Source organism: Streptococcus cristatus, from assembly GCF_001588905.1.
In the GTDB taxonomy this organism is placed as follows: domain Bacteria; phylum Bacillota; class Bacilli; order Lactobacillales; family Streptococcaceae; genus Streptococcus; species Streptococcus cristatus_N.
In genome coordinates, this window is the sequence record NZ_LAWH01000036.1 from 153,930 (window position 1) to 178,005 (window position 24,076).

A 24,076-nucleotide genomic window follows, 5' to 3' on the forward strand; every position below is an offset into this window, starting at 1 on the left:
AATAGAAACAGTTTAATGGAGAAGAAGGCAGTATGAAAGATTTATTGAAATATTTCAAGGGCTATATCAGGGAGTCTTTGTTGGGCCCCTTGTTCAAGCTTTTGGAAGCCAGCTTTGAACTCTTGGTTCCGATTTTGATTGCTGGGATTGTGGACAAAACTATTCCTCGAAAGGACAGCTCCCATCTCTACTGGATGGTTTTTCTATTGATGGGCTTGGCTGCGTTGGGCGTGGTGGTAGCAGTGGTGGCCCAGTATTATTCGTCAAAGGCAGCAGTGGGCTTTACCCGCCAGATGACAAGTGACCTCTATCAAAAAATTCTGCGCTTGCCCAAGGCTAGTCGGGATGAGCTGACGACTTCTAGCTTGGTGACCCGGCTGACGAGCGACACCTATCAGATCCAGACAGGGATCAATCAATTTCTTCGTCTCTTTCTGCGGGCGCCTATCATCGTTTTTGGCTCCATCATCATGGCCTTTACTATCAGTCCGGTCATTACCTTGTGGTTCTTGCTCATGGTGGCAATTTTAACGGCTATTATCGTACTTATGTCTCGTCTGATGAATCCCCTCTATGCCAAGATTCGTCAACTGACAGACCAACTGGTCAATCTGACGCGTGAGCAGCTGCAGGGCATGCGGGTCATACGAGCTTTCGGTCAGACCCAGCGCGAGGTTCAGACCTTTCGAAATCGTAACGAGCTCTATAAAACCTGGCAAATTAGGACTGGAGCTCTGGCTAGTCTGATTAGTCCTCTGACCTTTCTTACGGTCAATGCTACCCTAATTGCTGTGATTTGGCAGGGGAATACCTTTATCGGCAAGGGCTTACTGACTCAGGGGATGCTAGTGGCCTTGGTCAATTATTTATTGCAGATTTTGGTGGAATTGCTCAAGCTGGCTATGCTGGTCAATTCTCTCAATCAAAGCTATATCAGTGCAGGTCGCATCAGTCAGGTCTTCGAGCAAGCAGAAGAAGATGTCCTGCAGGAATTAGTGCAGGAAACAGCTCTGCCGGATCAAGCCATTAAAGTCCAGCAGGTCAGCTTTTCCTATCCCAATGCAGCTAGTCCAGCCTTGACTGGTCTGACTTTTGATTTGAAAAGCGGTCAGACTTTAGGTGTTATTGGCGGGACAGGTTCAGGGAAGTCTACTCTGGTTCAGCTGCTAGCTCATCTCTATCCAGTGGCTGCTGGTCAGTTGACCATCTTTTCCCAAGGACGCAGTCCCAAAAATCTGAGCGAATGGAGGTCCTGGATCAGTCTGGTGCCTCAGAAAGCGGAACTTTTTCAGGGAACTGTTCGCTCCAATCTGACTTTAGGATTGTCAACCAAGCCAACAGACGAAGATTTGTGGCAGGCTTTAGAGATTGCTCAGGCAGCGGACTTTGTCTCTCAGAAAGAAGGTGGTTTGGATGCGACTGTAGAGGCCTTTGGTCGGAATTTTTCTGGTGGTCAGCGTCAGCGTTTAACCATCGCCAGAGCTGTCTTGCGGAGGGCGCCTTTCTTGATTTTAGATGATGCAACCTCGGCTCTGGACTATCTGACAGAGGCCAGACTCCTGCAAGCTATTAAGAATGAATTGACTGAGACCAGTCTGGTCTTGATCTCTCAGCGAACCAATAGCTTGCGCTCAGCGGATCAAATCTTAGTGCTGGATAAGGGAGAACAGGTGGCCCTTGGGTGCCATGAGGAACTCTTAATCAGCTCTGCCATTTACCGAGAAATCCATAACTCGCAGCATAGTCAAGGAGAGGAGGACAAGCATGAAGCATAAGACATCACCTAGCAGCTTGAGGCGTTTGACTCGAGATTTGCTGCAGGCGCGCCGGCTCTTTCTCCTAGCTAGTCTGGGAACGGTGGCTCAAGTGGCTTTGACTGTTCTTCTCCCAGTTTTAATTGGAAATGCGATTGATAATGTTCTTCTCCCTCAAGCGGAGCAGCATTTGATGCCGATTTTGGGCCAGATGCTGCTGGTTATCTTAGCCAATACGCTGATTCAATGGCTCAATCCTTTGCTCTATAATCAACTGGTCTATCGCTATAGCCAGCAGCTCCGACAAGGTGTTATCAAGAAAGTTCATTATCTACCTTTGGCTTATCTGGATCGGCAGGGAACTGGCGACTTGGTTAGTCGGGTGACGACGGACTTGGAGCAGCTCAGCAATGGCCTACTGATGGTTTTTAATCAGTTTTTTGTGGGTTTGCTAACTATCTTAGTCACTATCATTAGCATGGCCAGATTGGACTTTTTCCTCCTGCTTTTGGTTCTGCTTTTGACGCCCCTTTCTCTTTTTTTAGCTCGCTTTATAGCCAAAAAGAGTTTTAGCTTTTTCCAACGGCAGACGCAGGCGAGGGGAGCGCAGACCCAGCTGATTGAGGAAAGTTTGACTCAAGAAAGTCTGATCCAGGCTTTTAATGCTCAGGAGCAGTTTGATTCAGCTTTTACTCGCAGTAATCAAACCTATGCAGACTATTCTCAGGCGGCTATTTTCTATTCTTCGACGGTCAATCCTTCGACTCGTTTTATCAATGCCCTGATCTATGCTTTGATTGTAGGCTTTGGGGCTGTCCGAATCATTCAGGGAACAGGTTTTACGGTTGGGCAGCTGGTAACTTTTCTCAACTACGTCAACCAGTACACCAAGCCTTTCAATGATATATCGTCTGTCATGTCGGAATTGCAGAGTGCTTTAGCTTGTGCGGAGCGGATTTACAGCGTTTTGGACCAAGAAGAAATAGCAGAGTCTGGTCAGGAAATCCTCCAGTCTGAAGATGTCAAAGGACAGATTAGCTTTGAGCATGTGGCTTTTGGCTATGAGCCTGGAAAAGAGCTGATTCAGGATTTGAATATAAGGATTCCAGCAGCTAGTAAGGTTGCTATTGTCGGGCCGACTGGTGCTGGCAAGTCTACTTTAATCAATCTCCTCATGCGCTTTTACAATGTTGATAGTGGTCTTATTTCGCTAGACGATGTTCCCATCACGCATTACACCAGAGCCTCTTATCGTCAGCAGTTTGGTATGGTACTGCAAGAGACTTGGCTCAAGACGGCGACCATTCATGACAACATAGCTTTTGGCCGGCCAGACGCCAGCCGAGAAGAGGTCATTGCAGCTGCCAAGGCGGCCAATGCGCATTTCTTTATCCAGCAGCTGCCTCAGGGCTATGACACCTATCTGGCGGATGCTGGGGATTCCCTTTCTCAAGGTCAGCGGCAGCTATTAACTATCGCGCGCGTATTCCTGGCTGTTCCTAAAATCCTAATCTTGGATGAGGCGACTTCCTCCATCGATACTCGGACAGAAGTCTTGATTCAGGAGGCTTTCAGCAAGCTCATGGTGGGACGGACTAGCTTTATCATCGCCCACCGCCTGTCCACTATTCAAAATGCTGACATCATTCTCGTCATGGTAGATGGTGATATCGTCGAACATGGTAATCATCAGGAGCTCATGGCAGCCAGAGGTGTTTATTACCAAATGCAGACGGCGCAGGAGTAGAAAGGGAGCTTTATTAAAGTTCACAGATTGATGCTAAACAAAACTAAAAGAGTTGGAATTTCCAACTCTTTTTGCTTATAATTCAACTTCTTCCAACCCAGCCTCCGTCAGTCGGTAAATCTTCTGGCAGACTTCTTTGAGAAAGACGCGGTCGTGGGAGACAGCGATAATGGCGCCAGGATAGGTCGCCAAAAGCTGGCGAACCTGGGGCTGAGAGGTGGGAGAGAAGTTGCGAGTTGGCTCGTCCAGAAGGAGGACATTGGGACGGTCTAGGACTAGTTTGAGCAGGAGTAGCTTGGCTTTTTGACCACCGGAAAGCTGCCCAATCGGGTGGCGGGCCTCGTCGCGTGTGAACTGGAGACTGGCCAGATGCGTCAGGATTTTCTCTTCCTTAGTCTTGTCACCAGAGGGAGCCAGAAAGTCCAAGGGACTGCTCTCATCAGCCAGCAAGTCGCCATAATGCTGGGGCATATAACCGACCCGCATGTCTGTCCGCTCACGCAGGATCTTCCATATTTCCTTAAGTAGAGTAGACTTGCCAGCACCATTAGCACCAATCAGTCCGATTTTTTCCTGACCGCAGACCTCTAGAGTCAGGTTTTCCGCTAACTGTCGTCCGTCTGCTTCCAGTTTCATGCCTTCTAATTTTAGGATTCTTTTGGTCAATGGCAGAGCTTCTATGTCTGAGAAATAAAGGCTGATAGCATCTTCCTGTGTCGGGATTTCGGTCATTTCAGCACCTGCCTTTTCAAATCGTTTGCCCTGTGAGAGGACGTTTTTCATCTTCTTAGCTACCAGTCGACCTGCAGTAGCGTCATGGGTGTTTCGTAAAGTATGCTCCACACTCTGCTTAACCCGTTGGTGTTTTTCCATGGTCTTCGCGTGTTCTTCCCGCTCTTTTCGTGCTAGTTGCCCCTGTTTTTCAAAAGCCTCCTGACGCTGCTGCCGGTAATTTTCATAGTCCAGACTCTTGACGCTGGTTCTAGCTACCTGCTTCTTTTTGATTCGCTCCAGATGAATAATCTTGGTCGCGGCTTGAGCGAGAAAGTGCTCGTCGTGAGAGACGAAAAGGACCGTTCTCTGGCTGTGGCTGATAAAGTTCTCCAGCCAAGTAAGAGTTTCGAGATCAAGGTCATTAGAGGGCTCGTCAAGAAAGAGAATGTCCCAATCACTGGCTAGTTTCTTGATGAGCTGGACCTTGAGTTTTTCTCCTCCAGATAGGCTAGAGAGCTGCTGCTGACTGGCAAAGCGCTGGCTGTCAAAGTTGAGCTCCCCAGCATAGCGGTAGAGCTTAGCATAGTCCAGCTCTGTCTCAAAATCAGCAAAGAAATAGTCATTGAGCGTCAGTTGGGCATCCTCTGAAGGTAGCTGCTGGGGTAAGTAGACAGCAGCAGTATAGGACTTATCAATCTGTCCACTGTAGCTGACATAGGAGCTGACCAGTCGCTCGTCTAGCAGGAGCTTGAGCAGGGTGGACTTGCCATTGCCCTCCTCACCGATAATAGCGACCTTGTCTCCTTGATTGACAGTCAGTGATAAATCTTTGACTAACTCTTTCAGGTCTTTTAGGTGGGTGATTGTTAGATTTCTTATTTGAAGCATAGATGTCTCCTTCGTTTTATAACACAAAATACAGCCCTGCTTTATTTAGCAGAGCTGTTTTTTAGTTGCACAAAGCAGACACAGGAGTGTCAAAGTGGGATTATTCGTCTGTAGGCTTCCAGATGGAACTGCCATAGGAGTGACAGGATTAATCTAAAGATAAGACATAGAAGCTTGAAAGCACAAAAAAACGAAAGTCCCGCGGATATGCAGAAACATGACAAAATCTACTAAATAAAGTTTCCTTTAAAAAATAGACTTAATTTTTCATGTCTCCGTGTACCTCCGAAATCATTCTACCCTTAGTCTAGCAAAAAGGGCAATATAAGTCAACAAAAATCCTGAAAGATTTCTTTCAGGATTCGTCATGTTTATACATTGAGCACCTTGTCCAAGAAGTCCTTGAGACGTGGATGCTGAGGGTTATCGAAGATTTGGTCTGGTTTACCGTCTTCTAGGAATTCACCGTCAGCAGTGAAGATGACGCGATTAGCAACCTGACGAGCAAAGCCCATTTCGTGAGTCACGATCAGCATGGTCATGCCCTGCTGAGCCAGATCCTTCATAACGTTGAGAACGTCACCAACCATTTCAGGGTCGAGAGCAGAAGTTGGCTCGTCAAAGAGCATGATATCTGGGTTCATAGCCAATCCTCGAGCGATGGCCACCCGTTGTTTTTGACCTCCTGACAGGCTGTCTGGTTTGGCATCAGCCTTGTCTGCCAGCCCAACCTTTTCCAAGAGCTCCATACCAAGTTTGTCTGCATCAGCTTGGCTCATTCGCTTATGCTCGACAGGAGCGAAGGTGATATTTTGCAGGACGGTCATGTGTGGGAAGAGGTTGAAGTGCTGGAAGACCATTCCGATATCTTCACGAACATGGTCTACGTTGGTAGCCTTATCTGTCAAGTCATAACCGTTGACAGTAATGGTCCCACTAGTTACTTCTTCAAGTAGGTTCAGGCTGCGTAGGAAAGTTGATTTACCTGATCCAGAAGGACCGATGATACAGACAACATCTCCCTCGTAGAACTTAGCACTAATCCCTTTCAGGACTTCATTCTCTCCATAGTATTTGTGTAAATCATTAACATCAATTTTTAATTTAGCCATTAGTGAATCCTCTTTTCTAAGCGTTTAGCCAATCTTGTTAAGAGTGTGATGATGACCAAGTAAAGCACTGCTAGGATAGCATACATCTTGAAGCTCTGATAGTTACGGGCAATGATGATTTTACCTGTTTGGAAGAGCTCAACAAGTCCGATAGCTGATACGATAGTTGTATCCTTGAGAGCGATGACGAACTGGTTGACAAAGTTTGGTAGCATGATCTTGGTTGCTTGAGGCAGGATAATCTTGCGCATGGTCTTTCCATACGAGATCCCCAGACTTCGGCTAGCTTCCATCTGTCCGACTGGAACGGCTTGAATCCCTCCGCGAACAATCTCAGCGATATAAGCACCAGCATTGAGTGACAGAGCAATTGTTCCTGCAACGAAGTCGTTAATTGGACTTTGCTGACCAGTCATAGATTCAATGAAGTTTGGAATTCCCCAGAAGATGAAGGCAGCCAGAATCATAAGTGGAATACCACGAATAACGTCAACAAAAATTTCTGAAATGATGCGAAGCGCTTTGATAGGGCTGACGCTGAACATCCCAAAGATAATCCCGATCACCATGGCAATCGCAAAGGAAATCAATGCTAAAGCAATGGTAATTCCAAGTCCGCTTAACAGTTGTTTGTAGTTGTTTTGGAGAAGTCCCCAGATAGTTGTTTCATCAACGGTTGTGGAATTATCCTTCTCAGCTGAGAGATATTTATCAAGAATTTCTTGATATTTACCATTCGCTTTTAGATTAGCCAAACCATTATTGAACATCTCGATGAGTTCAGGGTTGGTGCCTGCTTTTACTGCAAAAGCAACTTCACCACTAGGGGTTCCTTCGATTGGCGTTTTCATTTTCTTGCCTTGATTGATGGCATATTTGACAACGGGCTCATCGTCCATAATAGCAGCGACTGAGCCAGAATTCAGACTATCATACATAGAAGAACCGTCTGAAAAAGTTTTGATTTTGTAGCCGTATTTGCTTTGATTTTCGACGAGGAAGGTTTGAGAGGCTGTACCGTTCTTGACTCCGACGGTCTTTCCTTTCAAGTCTTCATAGGAGCTAATAGTGCTTGATTCTGTCACCGCAAGGATAGAGTTAGCAGTGTAGTATGGTTCAGAGAAATTAAAGGTTTCTTTGCGGGCCTCTGTCACAGACATCCCAGCAATCATCCCGTCAGCCTGTCCAGATTGAACGGCATTGATGGCAGCGTCAAAGCCAGGGTTAGAGATTTCCAGTGTAAAACCTTGGTCTTCGGCAATGGCTTTGATCAAGTCCATGTCAATACCAGTATATTGGTTGCTATCATTTTGGAAAACGAAAGGAGCAAAGGACGAGTCACTGGCAATCGTATATTTAGCTTTGACTGGAGTGGCTTTTTGTCCAGACTTGGTTGTCGTCTCTGGTACGGCTGAGTTGGTTGAAGTGCCAGAAGCGGCAGTCCACTTGGTGATGATGTCCTTCAAGGTGCCATCTTTTTTCATCTGCGCCAGAGCTTCGTTAAACTCAGTCACTAGATATTCGTATTTGCTGCCTTTTTTGACACCAAATGCGAAGCTACCAACGGCCTCACCCTTCATTGAGATTTTCAAATCTTGTCCTTGACTGATTGCGTACTCGATAACAGGTTGGTCATCCATAGCTGCGTCAACCGCTCCAGCTGCTAGGCTGTTATACATAAGGTCGCCTGTATCAAATGTTTTGATAGTAAAGCCGTATTTGTCTTTGATTTTTTCAAGGAAGCGTTGTGCGGCTGTACCATTTTTGACTCCGACAGTCTTTCCTTTGAGCTGATCGTAAGATTTTACTGTATTAGCCTTGGTCGTTGCGATGACAACTTTTGTGTCATAATATGTATCAGACATGGTAAAGACTTTTTCGCGTTCAGCAGTCTTGGTCATACCTGCCATAATGGCATCGGCCTGTCCTGCTTGAACGGCATTGACAGCAGCGTCAAAGCCAGGGAAGGACATTTCATATACCCAGCCTTTGATTTCAGCAACTTTATTGATAATATCTACATCAATCCCTTTATAGGTTTGATCGGAATCTTTAAATTCAAATGGGGCATAAGCCGTGTCAGATACGATTTTGATGGTATCTGCGTGAGTTGTTGTCCCTAGTGCAAGGATAGGGAATAACGCTAGCAGAAAAGCTATGATTTTTTTCTTCATATTTTCTCTCCTTTAGTTGAATATTTTTTGATTATATCAGAAAAATTTAAGAAAGGCAAATATTTTCTGTTTTGATGTTATATTTTCTGACATAACGATGAATATTACCTATTATACTATTATGATAAAATATGTTATAATAAATAAATGATGAAAGGAGATTTCTATGTTTAAATCACGCATGTTAGATAATGTGAAGCTGTCGCGCTACATTCCTCCTATTTGGTTAGCAATTCTGATCTCCATTGTCTTTATCCACGTAGGAGAAATCTTCGCAGGGATCATCATTGGAACTGTGCTTGCCATGGTAAATCCGATAGCTGACAGGGCTACACTTATGGAAGTGTTCGGGCATTATTATATCTTTTTTCAGCTGGGTAGTTTTTTCTTTATGGCCTTACTTGTTTTTCTGTGGGTCAAGTTTCGAGAAAAGAGAGCTTTCTCCAGCCTAGGTTTCTTTAAGGAAGGATGGCTGAAAGAACTGGGCAGAGGCTTCCTTATTGGAGCCGTTCAGTTTTCACTGGTTGTTGTCTTGCTCTTGGTAACGGGGACAGGCAGTCTGAAATTTGGTCAGGTGAATTTGCAGTCTTTGATTTTTGTCCTAGCTATCATTCCTTTCTGGATTCTCCAAGGTGGGACAGAAGAGCTAGTGACGCGTGGTTGGCTCTTTCCAGCAGTTAGCGCTAAGTCAAATATCTTCATTGGTATCTTGATTTCTAGTGCTCTATTCGGGGCTCTGCACCTCTTTAACCCTGGTGTGACCGTTCTTTCTATTGTCAATATCATACTAGACGGTATCTTTGCTTGTTTCTTTATGCTCAAGTATGACAATATGTGGGTACTGGCTGGTATGCACGGCGCTTGGAATTTTGTGCAAGGAAATATCTATGGTATTCAGGTCAGTGGCCAAGGAGCATCTACCTCAATCTTGAACTATAGCTCGCAATCTTCTGTGGATTTGCTGTCCGGTGGAGCTTTCGGTGCTGAAGGATCTATCTTTGCCACTATCGTCCTGATTGGCTGTATTGTCTATCTTTACTGGTCGCTCAAGAAGGAAAATCGCCTACCTCAGGCATTGATGTTTAAGAAATAAAGACATCGCTCAGTTTAGCTGGGCGATTTTTGATGTTAATGAATGATCAGAATGCAAGACTAGCCGTTCTTAGAGATGTAGCTACTAAACCAGAGCCAAACCCAGAGAAAATAGGGCAAATGTGGTAAAATGATAGAAGCACAAGTTGAGGAATAAAAGATGATAAACAGAATAACAGATAATAAATTTGAATTGGTTTCCAAGTACGAGCCTTCAGGAGATCAGCCTCAAGCCATTGAGCAGCTGGTGGACAATATCGAGGGGGGCGAGAAAGCTCAAATTCTCATGGGGGCGACGGGTACTGGTAAGACCTATACCATGAGTCAGGTTATCGCTCGGGTCAACAAACCGACTCTGGTTATTGCCCATAATAAAACCCTGGCAGGCCAGCTTTATGGTGAGTTCAAGGAGTTTTTCCCCAATAACGCGGTGGAATACTTTGTTTCCTACTATGACTACTACCAGCCTGAGGCCTATGTGCCTTCCAGCGATACTTATATTGAAAAGGATAGCTCGGTCAATGACGAGATTGATAAGCTCCGTCACTCAGCGACATCAGCTCTCTTGGAGCGCAATGACGTGATTGTCGTGGCTTCGGTCTCTTGTATCTATGGTCTGGGATCGCCTAAGGAATACTCTGACAGCGTGTTAAGCCTGCGTCCTGGACTAGAGATTTCCCGTGACAAGTTGCTCAATGATTTGGTAGATATCCAGTTTGAGCGCAATGACATTGACTTTCAGCGGGGGAAATTCCGAGTTCGCGGTGATGTGGTGGAGATTTTCCCAGCTTCTCGGGATGAGCATGCCTTTCGGGTGGAATTTTTCGGAGATGAGATTGACCGGATTCGTGAGGTTGAAGCCTTGACAGGTCGAGTCTTGGGTGAGGTGGACCATTTGGCCATCTTCCCAGCCACTCACTTCGTGACCAATGAAGACCACATGGAAGTAGCCATTGCCAAAATTCAGGCCGAGCTGGAGGAGCAGCTTGCTATCTTTGAGAAGGAAGGCAAGCTCTTGGAAGCCCAGCGCTTGAAGCAGCGCACGGAGTACGATATCGAAATGTTGCGCGAAATGGGCTATACAAATGGCGTTGAGAACTATTCCCGTCATATGGATGGTCGGAGCGAAGGAGAGCCGCCTTATACCCTTCTGGACTTTTTCCCTGATGATTTCTTGATTATGATTGACGAGAGTCACATGACCATGGGACAGATTCGGGGTATGTACAATGGCGACCGCTCGCGTAAGGAGATGCTGGTTAATTATGGTTTCCGCTTGCCGTCTGCTTTGGACAACCGTCCGCTGCGCCGAGAAGAATTTGAAAGCCATGTTCACCAGATTGTCTATGTATCGGCTACGCCGGGTGACTATGAGAAAGAGCAGACGGATACGGTTATTGAGCAGATTATTCGTCCGACAGGACTTTTGGATCCAGAGGTGGAAGTTCGTCCAACCATGGGGCAGATTGATGACCTTTTGGGTGAAATCAATGCTCGTGTCGAAAAGAATGAGCGGACCTTTATCACAACCCTAACCAAGAAGATGGCGGAAGATTTGACGGACTACTTCAAGGAAATGGGTGTCAAGGTCAAATACATGCACTCAGATATCAAGACCTTGGAGCGGACTGAGATTATCCGTGATTTGCGCTTGGGCGTCTTTGATGTTTTGGTTGGGATTAACCTGCTACGCGAGGGAATTGATGTACCTGAGGTTAGTCTGGTAGCCATTCTTGATGCGGACAAGGAAGGTTTCCTTCGCAACGAACGTGGCCTGATTCAGACTATTGGTCGTGCCGCTCGTAATAGTGAAGGGCATGTGATTATGTATGCGGACACCATGACCCAGTCCATGCAGCGCGCTATTGATGAAACTGCTCGCCGTCGGGCAATCCAGATGGCTTATAATGAAAAACATGGCATTGTACCGCAGACCATCAAGAAAGAAATCCGCGACTTGATCAGTGTGACCAAGGCTGCCCTGCCAGAGAAGGAAGAAACCGTCGAAATCGAAAGCCTCAACAAGCAAGAGCGCAAGGACATGATCAAGAAACTAGAAGGTCAAATGCAAGAAGCTGCTGGACTTCTGGACTTCGAACTGGCCGCACAAATTCGCGATATGATTCTGGAAATAAAGGCGATGGGATAATAAAAGGAGAAAAATGAAATGGGTATATTGGATGATTATAAAAATGGTGTTTTCTATCTTGAGTTGGAAAATACTATACAGTCTTTAGAGGATTTAGATAGTAAAGTAGAGAATATCAAGAACATAATGGAGGCTTTTTTCCAATTTTCTCCAAAAGGAAAATGGGAAAAATTAGAAACAACTTTATATATATTATATGAATTTAGTAATCTAGTCGATATAACGATTTTTAAGAAAGTTTTATTAGAGGCAGAATCATTATTTAAAGAAAATAATGAAGCGTTTATTTTTAATGAGAATATTTTATATAATTACTTTCGCTCTTTAAACAAATATTTGGAAAAAAATGCCGGAATTGAAGATTGCCAAGATTTTTTATATGATAATAGCATTTTCTTTGTAATTATTAATCGTATCAAAAACCTTAATTTAAATGGTATTGATGAATTTATTTCTTATCACATACTCAATATAATGCTGACAATTTTTGAAAAAGGTAAAGATTTTGAAAGAGTAAAAGAAAAAATAAAACAAGATTTAGCATCTGTTTTTGAGATAATTCTTTTAAATGTTTCATTTGCTGATTTAGCTTTTCAATATTTTCGTCTTGATACCATCGTAAAGCTTCTTAAATCAGAACATTTAGATGTAATTAATCAGTTTTATAAAAATAATCCTGATAATTATAGTGTAAGATATTATTTATCGTGGTTAGAGACAAAAGATTCTGATATTATCAAAGAATCTATAGAAACACTTAAAACTATACTAAAATATACTGACTCAGATATTAGGAAAAGTACAATTTATAACTTATTGGAGAAAGCAGATGAAATAAAGGATGAAGATGTAGTAACCATACAAGATGTTCATGAAGATGTATTGGAAGAATTTGCAAATACAATTATTGATAAAATTCGCTCTCTTTTAACAATTAATGCTCAAGATCTTGAGAATAGTGAAGAATATGGTCATTATACTAAAATTGAAACTTTAACGAATCATTTAATTAAAACGATAAAATCAGGTGATCCAAGTGAACCAGCGTATTTAAGATTAACAAATTCTAAACAATTAAATGATCCTATGGAAGGAAGAGCCATCTATGACTATTTGGAAATAGAAAATTCCTCGGACTGCTATCAGAGTTCCAATGTCTTCCTATCTTCGATGACAACTATATCAGATAGTCTTCCCATGTGGAAAGAATATGCAGAGAATCTAAAGGAGCATTTCTACAGTACGATAAAAAGTATTTGCAACAAATTATTGAGCATGACTCCTTAGAGTTTGTGAGAATATTCTATTTAAACAGTACAAGGGAAGATGATTCTGATATTATAAAAAAACTTAATGACTTAAAAGAGTTAATTCAAGAATTAAAGACTAGACATACTGAAGAAAGTAGGAAGGTACAGTCAAATATTTTTAAAAATTTAGCGAAAATATCCTATCTTTTTAAGGTATCTGATTATGAATATGAGAGTGAGTATCGTATTCTAATCAACTTTGATGATTCAGAAATTGAAGGACGACTAAATCCAAAACTCAAAACTGAAGATAAAATCGAACTTGAAGAATTAAAAGTTTTATCAGGTAGTATTGGACTCAGTGAAAATGAGGAATCTGGTTATAAAGATTTTAGGAAATATATTCACTTAGAATCAAGGGAGGATGGGCGATATGCTTTATTTGTATACATCAATCTGGCTCCTTTGAAATACTCAAAAGTCATTCTAGGTCCAAAGGTTACAGATGCAGACTATATTGCTCCTTATCTAAAACTTGCCAATCCTGATATAGAGATAGAAAGTTCAAAAATTCCCTATCGTTAAGGAAAATGAGTATTTTTAAAACATACAAATAAGGAGCACACATGCGTTATGCACTTTTACTCCGCGGCATTAATGTCGGCGGGAAAAACAAGGTCGTCATGGCCGATTTGAAGAAGGATTTGGCTGGGTTGGGCTTTGAAAATCCAGTTTCCTACATCAACAGTGGCAATCTTTTCTTTGATAGCGAGGAGCAGGAGGAGAGGATTCGGGAGAGCTTGACTGCTTATTTTAGTCGGTCTTACGATTTTCCTTTGCCTTTTGTCCTTGTCAGCTCTGGCATGCTTGAAAAAGAAACAGCAAATCTGCCTACTTGGTGGCAGGATGAGACAGCCTTTAGGAGAGATGTTCTCTTTTATCTGCCAGAGGTAGACAGGGAAAGCGTTCAAGAGCTAGCAGGCGACTGGGCGAATGACAAGGAAAAGTTACATTTTGGGCAGACAGCTTTCTTTTATAGTAATGCTGACCAAGCGGACTATCTCAAGTCCAATTACCATAAGAAACTGCTCAAATCTAGTTTTTACAAGCAACTGACTATCCGAAACGGTAAGACTTTCCAGAAGATTGTGGAGTTGGTTGGAGATGAGTGAGTTAAATGTGGAAGATACAAGGGGAGAAAAAGCGAAGCGCTGGAAGTTTTCTAAAGTTATTTGGCTAGTGCTCTATATCTTGTTGTTTATCTTTGTCTTGCTGCATTCTAGCTTGAGTCCGTTTGGCTTGGCCTTTACTCCGCTCCTGTGGAACACATGGCTTTTTCTTCTGTTAGTGGTCGTATTTTGTCACTTATGGTTTCTCTTTTTGAAAAAGAGAGAGTTTCGCTGGTTCCATCTCATCTGGGGGATCCTGAGTATACCTCTTGCATTGTTTATATGGTTTACAATTTTCTTTCATTTCTCTATAGCCAAATCAGAAAATTCTGTCCCGATCAATATGGACTATGGGATAGATGGGAGAGAAGTTATTTTACGAAAAGGCTTTTTATTTGGGGAATATGATGAATACCATGATTTAGTCAATCCCTATATCATGAAAACCAAGGTCAATCGTGTTCGCTATATTGATTGATGCAGGTCTTGTCAATGGAATCTAGCTCCAAAGCCCGTTCAAACAAGCTAGTAGAGGGAGGTATATGGATGTGAATAAAAATAGGAATGAGTGGACTTGGCTAGATAAAGTGAATACATGGCTCAAGCGCCATGGTTTTCTAGCTTGGTTATTGGATTTCTCCGTCCTTATGCTTTTTGCAATGATTACGGGCATCCTAGTTTTTCAAATCCCCTTCCTCCCCACATATTTAAAGAGTAACTATGTTTTTCCTTTGTTTATAAATATTCTTGTTTTACTGTACTATGCCTATGGTTCTATTCTACGTGAAAATAGTGCAAAGAGGGTCACTTCTTTGAAAGACTTAGTCAATACTCTCCTTTATATAAATCCTATGGTTCTTTTGCTACATTACTTTGGAGTGAGGAGCCGCCGTCATAGACCTTTGCTACCACTGCCTACTTTGGACCATCGCTATGTCTGGTTCCCAATTGCCACTTATATTATTTTCTTTCTGACAGCAGCAGTCATCACGATTGCAAGCAAAGGGAGTAAGAAAAAATAGAAAAGCCGCTTTATGTACTAAAGTGGCTTTTGTGCTTGTTCTGATAAATCTAAGGGCATAAAGGCGGCCATGACACGGCCGATGACCTTGGGTTCTTCTTGATGCGGGATAAATTTATCGCTGTATTTTTTATTGAGAGAAATGAGGCGGATGCCAGTTGGATCGTTGAAAACTCTTTTCAAAATGGTTTGACCGTCGTAATCAATGGCATAGATAGCACCTGCAAATTCAAAGTGTGTATTCTTGATGAGTGCCACAGAACCTTGCGGATACTTGGGTTCCAGTGAATCTGTCCGAATCCAGAGGGCAATATCATAGTCAAGCTCTTTGTCTAACCAGACGATGTCAGCTTGTTCGGGCTTGTTCAAGAAAGTCTGGAAGCTTTCATAGACCTTGTAAGGAAAATAATCATCTTTTAATCTTTCCTCAGTCGTTTGATTTTCCAGCTCTTTTTTAGCAAAGTCTATTACAGCATGCTTGTGGGTCTGGTCTAGGGATTGGAAAATATCTGCGAACTCTAGCGAAAATGGTGTAGGGCTATGAACTGATAAATAGCGAGGATCCAGCTCTTGAACATCCATATCAAAGAAGTCCGCAATTTTTTGCATATTCTCGAGGACAGGCAGGGAATTTCCTTTGATATAGCCAGTAAGAGTGCTGGCTGGGATTCCTGTTCCTCGGGAAAGTTCAATTTGTTTGATTTGCTTTTGCTTCAATAAAGTTTTGATTTTTTTAGAAATGAGCCGCATTGCCTCCTTATCCTGGGGGCTAGCGACACCGCGTCCTCTGGCCATGATATTCACTCCTTTTCTTTCTTCTATTTTAACGAATTAAATCGAAAAAGTAAAGAGCTGAATACAGATATTCAGCTCAAAAGGAGAGGATTAAATTTCGTAGCCCATCAAGAGGCCGCCTTCTTCTGCGTAAAAGCTGCAAAGTCCAGAAGTTGGTAGGAATGAAATGTCGGCAGCTGGGAATTTTTCCTTGATAACTTCCGAAAATTGCTGGCAAAATTTCTCGTTATTGCGATGCGCAATGATAATCCGGCCGCCCTTATATCCAGCTTTCAGAACTTCATCGACAGCAGCAGTCAGAGCCTTTTTAGCCCCTCTAGCTTTTTGAAGAAGCTCCAGAGTACCAGTATCGCTGGCTTCGCCGACCATACGAATATTGAGGAGGCCGACAACTGCACCGATTAGCTTACTGAGACGCCCATTTTTGACCAGATTATCTACCTTAGCCAGCACAAAGAGAAGCTTTGTGTTTTTTTGGTAGTGGGTGATGGCTTCCACGACTTGCTCGAAAGAAAGCCCTTCTTTGATGAGGTCGTTCAATTTTCTGACAATCAAATCAACTTCGCCACCAGCCGAAAGACTGTCAATAACATGGATATTTGCTGTTGTGTTTTCTTCTAAGAAAAGTTTTTTAGCTAGCTGGGCGCTATTGTGGCTACCAGAAAGAGAGCCCGTAATTGTCACGACAAAAATATTTTCAGCTCCTTCAAAGCTTCTGAGGTAGTCATCAGGGCTTGGGCAGGCTGATTTTGAAGCGGTTGAAGTAGCATACATTTTTTCCATCATGTCATCAATATTGAGATGAGCGTTATCTACAAAAATCTCATTATCAATCTGAATGGTCAGTGGCACACTCTCAAACCTTGTCTGGTTAGCCAAATCAGCAATCTCGCGGTAGTCACAGCCAGAATCGGCAACAATTTTCCAAGTCATTCATTTTCTCCTGCTCTATCAGTTCTCTACATTGACAAAAAACATGTCTTTTCTTACAATTATAACATGAAGATGCTTTGATATAAAGCCTTAATTCTCAGCTGATACAGGAAGAAAGAAATTGTTATGGCGGAAAAGAAAATATCAGAAAAATCCCTTGCAAATTTAAAAACTTATAATCAAGAATCTAATCGAATTACAAAGGAGTCCTTGGAAATTTCTCTAATGCAACTGCTAGAAAAGAAAGATTTGAAAAAGATTACCATTTCTGAGTTAGTCGAACGGGCTGGAGTTTCGCGCGCAGCTTTTTATCGTAACTATAGCTCCAAAGAAGAAATTCTAGAGGGGATTTTCAAAAATACGGTTCAGGGAATTGTCGACAAGCTGGAGCAGTTTAATTTCAAGACAGAAATGTACCAGATTTGGCTTTTTCTTTTTAAGGAAGCCAAGAAGGAAGCGCGTGTCATTAGTCTGGCTATTGACTATAATTTTGAAAAGTTGCTGACGCAGGCGGTCTTTGATTTCCTTGAAAAGCGTAGCAAAGGTGGGAAGAAGACAGCCAATTCCTATATGAATTCATTCTGGAGTTCTGCGGTTGTCTCCGTACTTTCAAAATGGATCAAAGAAGGCATGAAGGTGCCAGCTGAAAAGATTGCTGCGTTGGGCATGCCCCTTTTCCCACAGAAAAAGAAAAAATAAGAGTTTGTACAAATGTTTGGCACCAATACATCAGACTGAAATAATAGATCGTAAAAACTTACCTAACAAGTAAGTTTTTACTTAGTGCTTCTGAGACCATTTAAGACTTCTCAGCTACCATTTAGGATTTGGGAGTCATTTGCGATGCGACCTGTGCTATACTAGAGCAAAGGAGGTAGACAAATGGCTACTATTATAATCAAAGATGGCAGTACTCTTCGAAAGCTGGAACTTTCGACAATTTACTATATCCAGTCTCATCCTCAAAAGCCGCACATCGTTCTTATCGTCACTGGACAAGGCAACTACAGCCTTAGGGCTTCTCTGACTGCGCTGGCTAAGCTCTATCCTGATGCGCTGGTTCACTGTAATCGTCAAACACTGGTCAATTTAGCCAAGGTTCAAGGATTTGACAGGGAGCGTAAAAGCTTGTTCTTTGAGCAGTCTGATTTAGGAGATATTGTCTGCTCAAGGCGTCATTTAACCAGTCTCATCAAGCGCTGGTCTCAGGAAGGAAGAAAATAAGATGAAAATTTTTGTATTAGAAGACGATCTTAAGCAACAAGCTTATATGGAGTCAACCATTCAGGGGATTCTGGAAAAGAACGGCTGGGAATGCCAGTTTTTAGAAATCTATGGCAAGCCGGACATGCTGATTGATGCAGTAAGGGAACGGGGGAGTCATCAGATTTTCTTTTTAGATATTGAGATTAAGCAAGAGACGCAGAAAGGACTAGAGGTGGCAGGAAAGATTCGCAAGTTGGACCCCTATGCTCTGATTGTATTCGTGACGACTCACTCAGAATTTATGCCCCTGACTTTTCGTTATCAGGTATCAGCTTTTGACTTTATTGACAAAGGCTTGCCTGAGGAGGATTTTATCAAGCAGATTGAGCAGGATCTGGCCTATCTTTACGAGAGAAAGGACAGTTTTCAAGCAGAGGAAACTTTTCTCTTTGAAAATTCCAAATCAGATTTTCAGGTGCCATTTAATGAAATCTATTATTTTGAGACATCAGAAGTGCCTCATAGACTAGTTCTCTATACCAAGAAAGAGCGCATCGAATTTTACGGACAGCTTTCTGAGATTACAAAGCAGGACAAGCGACTCTATCGCTGCCATCGCTCTTATGTGGTCAATCCAGCGAATATCTCTCAGCTGGATAAGATAGAAAACATAGCCTATTTTCCTAATGGCGCTAGTTGCTATGTATCACGCCTCAAGATGAAAGGATTACGGACAGCTTTAAGGCAGTAGGGAAGTAATATGATAGAAGTAGGAGGAGTTTATGTTCATAGGATTGAAAATTGTAGCATTAATATTTCAGGTTTTAGTTTTATTTATTCTTTTTTCAAATATCAGTGGCGAAAAAATGAATTGGAAAAAGTATCTATTAGCAACTCTAGGATTGAATTTTATAGGGATTTCGTTTGAGATCATAGACTTAGTGATTGAGAATAAATTTTTTTCATATGTTAATTTCTTAACGCTTCCTATATATTTTTCAATTTTTTCCTTATTGATAAACAAAAATATACCAAAGGTTCTTTCTATATTCTATGGTCTTTTTCCAGTTATCTTTTGGAATGTTCTATATCGTCTATTCTCTTTCTTTTTAAGAAATATAATACATCCCCATGTTCAAGTTCAGATAGATCCTAATAAATATACTATATATATTTCAGCAATTCTAGCTAGTTTATTATCATTATTCTTACCTAGACTATTGTATTATGATTTTAAACGATTAAGAGAGTATAAGTTAAGAAAAAAAGATATAAAATTAATTATTTTTCTAAATATTTCCATGATTCTTTATTATATATTTGTCAAATATTTTACTTATATCGAAATGTATCAGCAGTCACCTAACTTATATTATCGTGAAATAATCGTAGTTGTTTATATTATTCTCTTTCTCAGTTCGATAAATATCCTAGACCGTAATTTGCGAGAGCGAATTCAACAGCAGTTAAGTGAACAAAGAGAGTTACAATTGAGAAATATGTCCGATTACAGTCAGCACATTGAAGAACTTTATAATGAGTTGCGAAGTTTCCGGCATGATTACATCAATATTTTAAGGAGTCTGAAGTTGGGAATTGATACGCATGATTTACCAGCCATCGAGCAGATTTATAACCAAGTTCTTAAAGACTCAGGTCAAGCGTTCAACCAATCTAAATATGATTTGGGTCGTCTATCCAATATCCACAATGATGCTCTCAAGAGCGTCTTGTCAGCAAAATTTCTAGAAGCTCAGAACAAGGGAATAGAAATTGGCTTGGAAGTTCCTCAAGAAATCAAACCTCAAGGAATGGAATTGCTTGATTTTATCACGATTGTTTCCATACTGGCTGATAATGCTATGGAAGCAGCAGTGGAGACTAGTCATCCAGTGGTTTCTTTTGCCTTTTTGGAGCAGGAAAGTAGACAGATTTTTATTGTTGAGAATACAATAAAAGAGCCTTCTATCTCTTCCGATAATATTTTTAAAAAGGGATTTAGCACTAAAGGAGAAAATAGAGGGCTTGGTCTCTCCAATGTTCAAAATATTATCAGCCACTATCCCAATGTTTCTCTGCGAACCACTAGTCATGATTACTCTTTTAGACAAGAGTTGGAGATAAAATGAATTTATTAGATTGCGAATGATTAGATTTGCCACTTGATTTAACTCAATGAGAGTAACAACAACTGTTTATGAGTAAAAAAAGACAATTTAAGGTTTTGAATGCCACACCTGTTTAAAAGTGCTATAATTAGTATAGGGTTTAAGAATACGAAGGCACTAAGATAAATGCCTTGTTTAGAGACAAATATAACTTAAAGTCAAAGTGTTGTCTGTTTTTTTTGTTATTTAATTGTTAGGAGTGACAAGAAATGAAGAAATTATATAGCAATACATATCTAATGCGATTTTTAACTGCCCAGCTTCCTAGTCTGGCTTTATTCATTATGATTTTAAGTAACCAGGTTTTTAAAGCATCGCTTCTAGTCCAGATTTGTTTTTATTTGATACTTGTGAGCAATCTTGTGTTGAATCTTTATTTTATGAACCAGATAAAAAAAGAAAGTAGTTCCGACATCTTATCAAACCAAATTTTCTTTACTATTTTGACTTTGGCTCTGTTTATATTTAGTTCTTACAGACTGATAACGATCAGTGATGAATTTCAAAAATTAATTGCTCTGATATCCACTATTTTATTATTTATCTTACTTGTTCTACTTATTTGGGGAATAAAATATGCCAAGGTAGCTAGTAGAAAACATAAAACAAATTAGATTTGCTAAATTGAACGGAATATCACTATACTCTCTCTGTCTTACTTTTTCGTGATGTTTTCTAAGAATATTTCTTATAGAATTTTTCCAAGAAGACGATACGGAATATCCTGCTGGTCAATTCTTTCTTATGCTTTTTGTAATTTTACAATTTTGACTTTATTATTTTAGTAAAGCCAGCATTTGCTTCTAGCAAGTGCTGTGTTTTTTTCTTCAAATGACCATTTAGGATGAAATACAGACTGTTTATGATTTTCGGCTTATTATTTGAAGAAATCGCGCTATAATCTAAGTAGGTTAAGATTGACTTTACAAATGGTTGAAATCTGTTAAGACAAAAAACTTTTAATCAAAAATTTATGTTATAATAACAGTATAATAATCGTTTGTAATTTTGGGAAAAAGGTGATTTGCTATCTCTAATGGCACTTTTTGGAATGGAGGGCATCTATGAAATTAGAAATGATAGGCATTAGCAAGAGCTATGGCTCTAAGTCTGTTCTTAAAGATATTTCCTGTGAATTTACTGAGGGAGTTTATGGTTTGCTTGGGGCAAATGGTACGGGTAAGACGACCTTGATGAATATCATTTGTGATCTCATAAAGCCGAGCCGAGGAAGGATAAAGTTTGATAAGGTCTCACATACAGAAGACTATATCCAGTATATCGGATTCTTGCCTCAAGATTTTTCTTATTATCATAACTTTACTGGGCTCGATTTCCTTTTATATATGGCTGCTCTTAAGGGAATGACGAAGAAACAAGCCAGAGTAGAGAGCGATAAGTTTTTGAAACTTACTGGTTTATACGATGTTCGGAAAAAGAAGATTGCTTCCTATTCGGGTGGTATGAAGCAAAGACTGGGCATTGCGCAGGCACTTCTCAATAATCCTAAAATATTGATTTTAGATGAGCCAACCGTGGGACTGGATCCCAAGGAAAGGGTGAAATTCAGAAATATTATCAGTGAGCTATCGGCTGATAAAATCATCCTCTTATCTACCCACATCGTATCGGACGTAGAAGCGATAGCCAAGGAAATCCTAATCCTAAAAGATGGAAATTTTGTGGAAAGAGGTAGTGCTAAGGAACTTCTTTCGCTTATCGAGGGGCAAGTTTGGGAATTTCGTGTTTCCGAGCGTGAGTGGCAGCGTTTTGCAAAGGATTATGTAATTGTGAATGAGCGGATAGAACCAGACGGTATCGTCTTGCGGGTTATTAGCGATGAGAGTCCTTTCGAAGGGGCGCAACGGATAGTGCCAAGTCTGGAAGATTTGTATATTTATTACTTTAGAGAGGAGGCAAATGGATGATAGCTTTAGTTCCTTTTGAATTGAAAAAATTATTAAAAAAGAAGTCAGTTTTAGGTGCAGTCCTGGCTATTATACTGGTTTTAGCTGGATTGTTTTATGCAAATTTTTTTAATGATGGACAGATTAGCGGATCTTCAGCTGATCGAATACATGGGAAACAAGCAGTTGTGATCAAACAAAAGATTGCTGAAGAGCATACTGGTTATTTATCTGATGAGTTAATGGATAAAATCGTTAATGACTATGCAGCGAATATGCCCTATTTCAAACAGAATGATTTGTATGATATGTTTTCCTGGTATGCCATTGATCGCCTCGTCCCCAATTCTCAAGAAATTTTAACAGATACCTATAAATCTGATGATGTCTTACATTATGACCGGATTAGTCTCAAGTCGCAAGAAGAGCTGCAGTCTCATTTTCCTTTAAAAACGTTAAAGCTGGGAAATTTTGCTCCTTGGCATAAGTTGTTTAATACCTTAAATGCTGCTTTTAGTTTAATGGTGGTATTTGTGATTTATATTTGCTGCTCTGTTTTCTCAGGTGATCGAGCAAGAAAGATGGATTCATTACTTTTGACAACTAAATATGGTCGCAATCAGTTAACTATTGCAAAAATTGTATCTGTTTTTGGAATTGCTACTTTAACGTTTGTCCTTGTTAATAGCCTTGTTTTGCTGGTGTTTGGGACCTACTTCGGTTGGAGTGGTTGGGATACCAGCGTCCAGATGAACTTGGAATGGATTTCGACCATTTATAATATTTTGCAATTTCCTGTCCATATGAATCTCTTAGAATTGTTGATTCGCCTTATTCTATTCCAGTTTGTTGGTTTACTCTTTATTCTTGGAGTGATGGTTCTCATATCTAGTTTGACAAAGTCGCCTCTAGCAACATTTGCAAGTTCTGTGGGAATGTTCTTGGCTCCAGACTTTATGATGAATATTTTCAGAGATGGTTTGATAAATAAGATACTAACTATTTTTTCAATTTCAACCGATGGAACGGAAGGAATCTTATTGAAACTTTCCAATAGCAAAGGATTTTTCTTCAATGATTTTACCGCAAATAGTGTCAGCGTGATCATGATCCGGCTCTCTCTCATGCTCCTCTGCTGTCTGATGACTTATCGGATTATCCGAGAAAGAGGGCTTTAAACTAACTGTTGTCTATTTTAGAAAAGCAGTTCCGCTTTTCTGATAGAATATACAAGGAAAAAAGAGGTCACTAATATGGAAAAAAATTATTTTTTAAAATTTCTCTGCTTATATCTTTTGTGCTAACGGCAGGAGGTCTATTATTAACACTCTGTAATTATTTATTTTTTAATTATCCGTTTTTAAACCAAACTACGGTAGGCCTAATTGCCCCGTTTTTAATGGTTTTGCTTATATTTTTTAGTTCTCATCATAGAAATAAGGATTGATTTTTTGATTACTTGAGAATAAAAAGAAAAAAGTGCTAAAGACATTCTTTGAATTTATCTTTTAAAGGAGTTGATTTTATGACTAATACTAGACGAGCAGTAGTTGCCGCGAGCTTAGGTTTCATCTTATTGTTAGCAGTGGGAATTCTGCTGCGGATTCGCTTTGGGAGAATGGTCTTTTTGCTAAGTTTATTCTGTTATGCGGAAGCCTTTATCATCTGGTACGCGAAAAGTAAGTCTAAGTTGCAGATTAATGGCAGTAGGAGCATTGAACTCTTCTGGCTCTATATCAAGCAGTTGAAAATATTTTATATCACAATTTTGTGTCTTGCGATTCCTTTCGTGTCCCTGTCTTCTGATCCCACTTATGATTTGTTTTTTGTGCTTAGCTTGTTAGTATTTTCGCTCTTAAGCAATTATATCTTTAGCTCTCATGGCATTCAGCCATCTAAGAAAGAGAGAAATGTAAAAGATTAATTGTTTTATCTGTGGCAGTTATTCAGCTTGCTGTTTTCTACAAAAGAAAAGAGGCTGGGACAAAAGTCCTAGC

Annotated in this window: 21 protein-coding genes; 16 read left to right on the forward strand and 5 right to left on the reverse strand. The window is 40.8% G+C overall.

Annotated elements, in window-relative coordinates; genetic code table 11:
• The first annotated feature begins 32 nt into the window (after nucleotides 1-32).
• Together A0765_RS08180 and A0765_RS08185 are read left to right on the forward strand one after the other, a co-directional pair.
• Nucleotides 33-1,775, forward strand: a complete 1,743-nt coding sequence (locus A0765_RS08180) for an ABC transporter ATP-binding protein (RefSeq protein ID WP_062005910.1) — start codon at nucleotides 33-35, stop codon at nucleotides 1,773-1,775.
• Nucleotides 1,765-3,501: an ABC transporter ATP-binding protein gene (locus A0765_RS08185; protein WP_062005913.1), complete on the forward strand. Its 1,737-nt coding sequence runs from the start codon at nucleotides 1,765-1,767 to the stop codon at nucleotides 3,499-3,501. Before A0765_RS08180 ends, A0765_RS08185 begins: the two co-directional genes overlap by 11 nt.
• Nucleotides 3,502-3,576: 75 nt before the next feature.
• Here the strand turns inward: A0765_RS08185 and A0765_RS08190 are convergent, their stop codons facing one another.
• The 3 genes from A0765_RS08190 to A0765_RS08200 form a co-directional block, all read right to left on the reverse strand.
• Nucleotides 3,577-5,103: an ATP-binding cassette domain-containing protein gene (locus A0765_RS08190; protein ID WP_062005915.1), complete on the reverse strand. Its 1,527-nt coding sequence runs from the start codon at nucleotides 5,101-5,103 to the stop codon at nucleotides 3,577-3,579.
• 371 nt (nucleotides 5,104-5,474) lie between these two features.
• Nucleotides 5,475-6,215: an amino acid ABC transporter ATP-binding protein gene (locus tag A0765_RS08195; protein WP_005590533.1), complete on the reverse strand. Its 741-nt coding sequence runs from the start codon at nucleotides 6,213-6,215 to the stop codon at nucleotides 5,475-5,477.
• Nucleotides 6,215-8,389, reverse strand: coding sequence for an ABC transporter substrate-binding protein/permease (locus A0765_RS08200; protein ID WP_062005917.1), 2,175 nt, complete (start codon nucleotides 8,387-8,389; stop codon nucleotides 6,215-6,217). Before A0765_RS08200 ends, A0765_RS08195 begins: the two co-directional genes overlap by 1 nt.
• A 166-nt stretch (nucleotides 8,390-8,555) precedes the next feature.
• On the opposite strand from A0765_RS08200, the gene A0765_RS08205 reads away from it, so the two are divergent.
• The 7 genes from A0765_RS08205 to A0765_RS08230 all read left to right on the forward strand — a co-directional run bounded on the left by A0765_RS08205 (nucleotide 8,556) and on the right by A0765_RS08230 (nucleotide 15,071).
• A complete protein-coding gene (locus A0765_RS08205) occupies nucleotides 8,556-9,482 on the forward strand; it encodes a CPBP family intramembrane glutamic endopeptidase (RefSeq protein WP_048765097.1) in 927 nt (308 codons plus the stop codon).
• Between the two features lie 159 nt (nucleotides 9,483-9,641).
• A complete protein-coding gene (gene uvrB, locus A0765_RS08210) occupies nucleotides 9,642-11,630 on the forward strand; it encodes an excinuclease ABC subunit UvrB (RefSeq protein WP_062005918.1) in 1,989 nt (662 codons plus the stop codon).
• Between the two features lie 18 nt (nucleotides 11,631-11,648).
• Nucleotides 11,649-12,917, forward strand: a complete 1,269-nt coding sequence (locus A0765_RS10680; RefSeq protein WP_257000839.1) for a hypothetical protein — start codon at nucleotides 11,649-11,651, stop codon at nucleotides 12,915-12,917.
• A complete protein-coding gene (locus A0765_RS10685) occupies nucleotides 12,887-13,465 on the forward strand; it encodes a hypothetical protein (protein ID WP_257000840.1) in 579 nt (192 codons plus the stop codon). Before A0765_RS10680 ends, A0765_RS10685 begins: the two co-directional genes overlap by 31 nt.
• A gap of 41 nt (nucleotides 13,466-13,506) precedes the next feature.
• A complete protein-coding gene (locus tag A0765_RS08220) occupies nucleotides 13,507-14,052 on the forward strand; it encodes a DUF1697 domain-containing protein (RefSeq protein ID WP_062005921.1) in 546 nt (181 codons plus the stop codon).
• On the forward strand, nucleotides 14,045-14,527 hold the full coding sequence (locus A0765_RS08225) for a hypothetical protein (protein WP_062005923.1): 483 nt from the start codon (nucleotides 14,045-14,047) through the stop codon (nucleotides 14,525-14,527). Before A0765_RS08220 ends, A0765_RS08225 begins: the two co-directional genes overlap by 8 nt.
• Nucleotides 14,528-14,591: 64 nt before the next feature.
• Nucleotides 14,592-15,071, forward strand: coding sequence for a hypothetical protein (locus A0765_RS08230; RefSeq protein ID WP_062005925.1), 480 nt, complete (start codon nucleotides 14,592-14,594; stop codon nucleotides 15,069-15,071).
• A 17-nt stretch (nucleotides 15,072-15,088) separates the two neighbouring features.
• On the opposite strand, the gene A0765_RS08235 is transcribed toward A0765_RS08230, so the two are convergent.
• Together A0765_RS08235 and A0765_RS08240 are read right to left on the reverse strand one after the other, a co-directional pair.
• Nucleotides 15,089-15,865 (reverse strand): XRE family transcriptional regulator, encoded by a 777-nt coding sequence (locus A0765_RS08235; RefSeq protein WP_062005927.1) that lies wholly within the window; start codon nucleotides 15,863-15,865, stop codon nucleotides 15,089-15,091.
• 90 nt (nucleotides 15,866-15,955) lie between these two features.
• Entirely contained in the window at nucleotides 15,956-16,798 is an 843-nt protein-coding gene (locus A0765_RS08240) for a DegV family protein (RefSeq protein WP_062005929.1), read from the reverse strand.
• Between the two features lie 126 nt (nucleotides 16,799-16,924).
• Here A0765_RS08240 and A0765_RS08245 point away from each other — a divergent pair, with 126 nt between their 5' ends.
• The 7 genes from A0765_RS08245 to A0765_RS08280 all read left to right on the forward strand — a co-directional run bounded on the left by A0765_RS08245 (nucleotide 16,925) and on the right by A0765_RS08280 (nucleotide 24,003).
• Nucleotides 16,925-17,497, forward strand: a complete 573-nt coding sequence (locus A0765_RS08245; protein WP_015605159.1) for a TetR/AcrR family transcriptional regulator — start codon at nucleotides 16,925-16,927, stop codon at nucleotides 17,495-17,497.
• A gap of 183 nt (nucleotides 17,498-17,680) precedes the next feature.
• On the forward strand, nucleotides 17,681-18,022 hold the full coding sequence (locus A0765_RS08250) for a LytTR family DNA-binding domain-containing protein (protein ID WP_062005931.1): 342 nt from the start codon (nucleotides 17,681-17,683) through the stop codon (nucleotides 18,020-18,022).
• Between the two features lies 1 nt (nucleotide 18,023).
• Nucleotides 18,024-18,755 (forward strand): response regulator transcription factor, encoded by a 732-nt coding sequence (locus A0765_RS08255; protein WP_061422713.1) that lies wholly within the window; start codon nucleotides 18,024-18,026, stop codon nucleotides 18,753-18,755.
• A gap of 31 nt (nucleotides 18,756-18,786) precedes the next feature.
• Complete coding sequence (locus A0765_RS10325) at nucleotides 18,787-20,133, forward strand: sensor histidine kinase (protein ID WP_062005933.1); 1,347 nt, start codon at nucleotides 18,787-18,789, stop codon at nucleotides 20,131-20,133.
• Between the two features lie 1,103 nt (nucleotides 20,134-21,236).
• Nucleotides 21,237-22,100: an ABC transporter ATP-binding protein gene (locus tag A0765_RS08270; RefSeq protein WP_062005937.1), complete on the forward strand. Its 864-nt coding sequence runs from the start codon at nucleotides 21,237-21,239 to the stop codon at nucleotides 22,098-22,100.
• Complete coding sequence (locus tag A0765_RS08275) at nucleotides 22,097-23,257, forward strand: ABC transporter permease subunit (RefSeq protein ID WP_062005939.1); 1,161 nt, start codon at nucleotides 22,097-22,099, stop codon at nucleotides 23,255-23,257. The genes A0765_RS08270 and A0765_RS08275 overlap by 4 nt, the downstream gene beginning before the upstream one ends.
• A 347-nt stretch (nucleotides 23,258-23,604) precedes the next feature.
• Nucleotides 23,605-24,003, forward strand: coding sequence for a hypothetical protein (locus tag A0765_RS08280; protein WP_062005941.1), 399 nt, complete (start codon nucleotides 23,605-23,607; stop codon nucleotides 24,001-24,003).
• The last annotated feature ends 73 nt before the right edge of the window (nucleotides 24,004-24,076 follow it).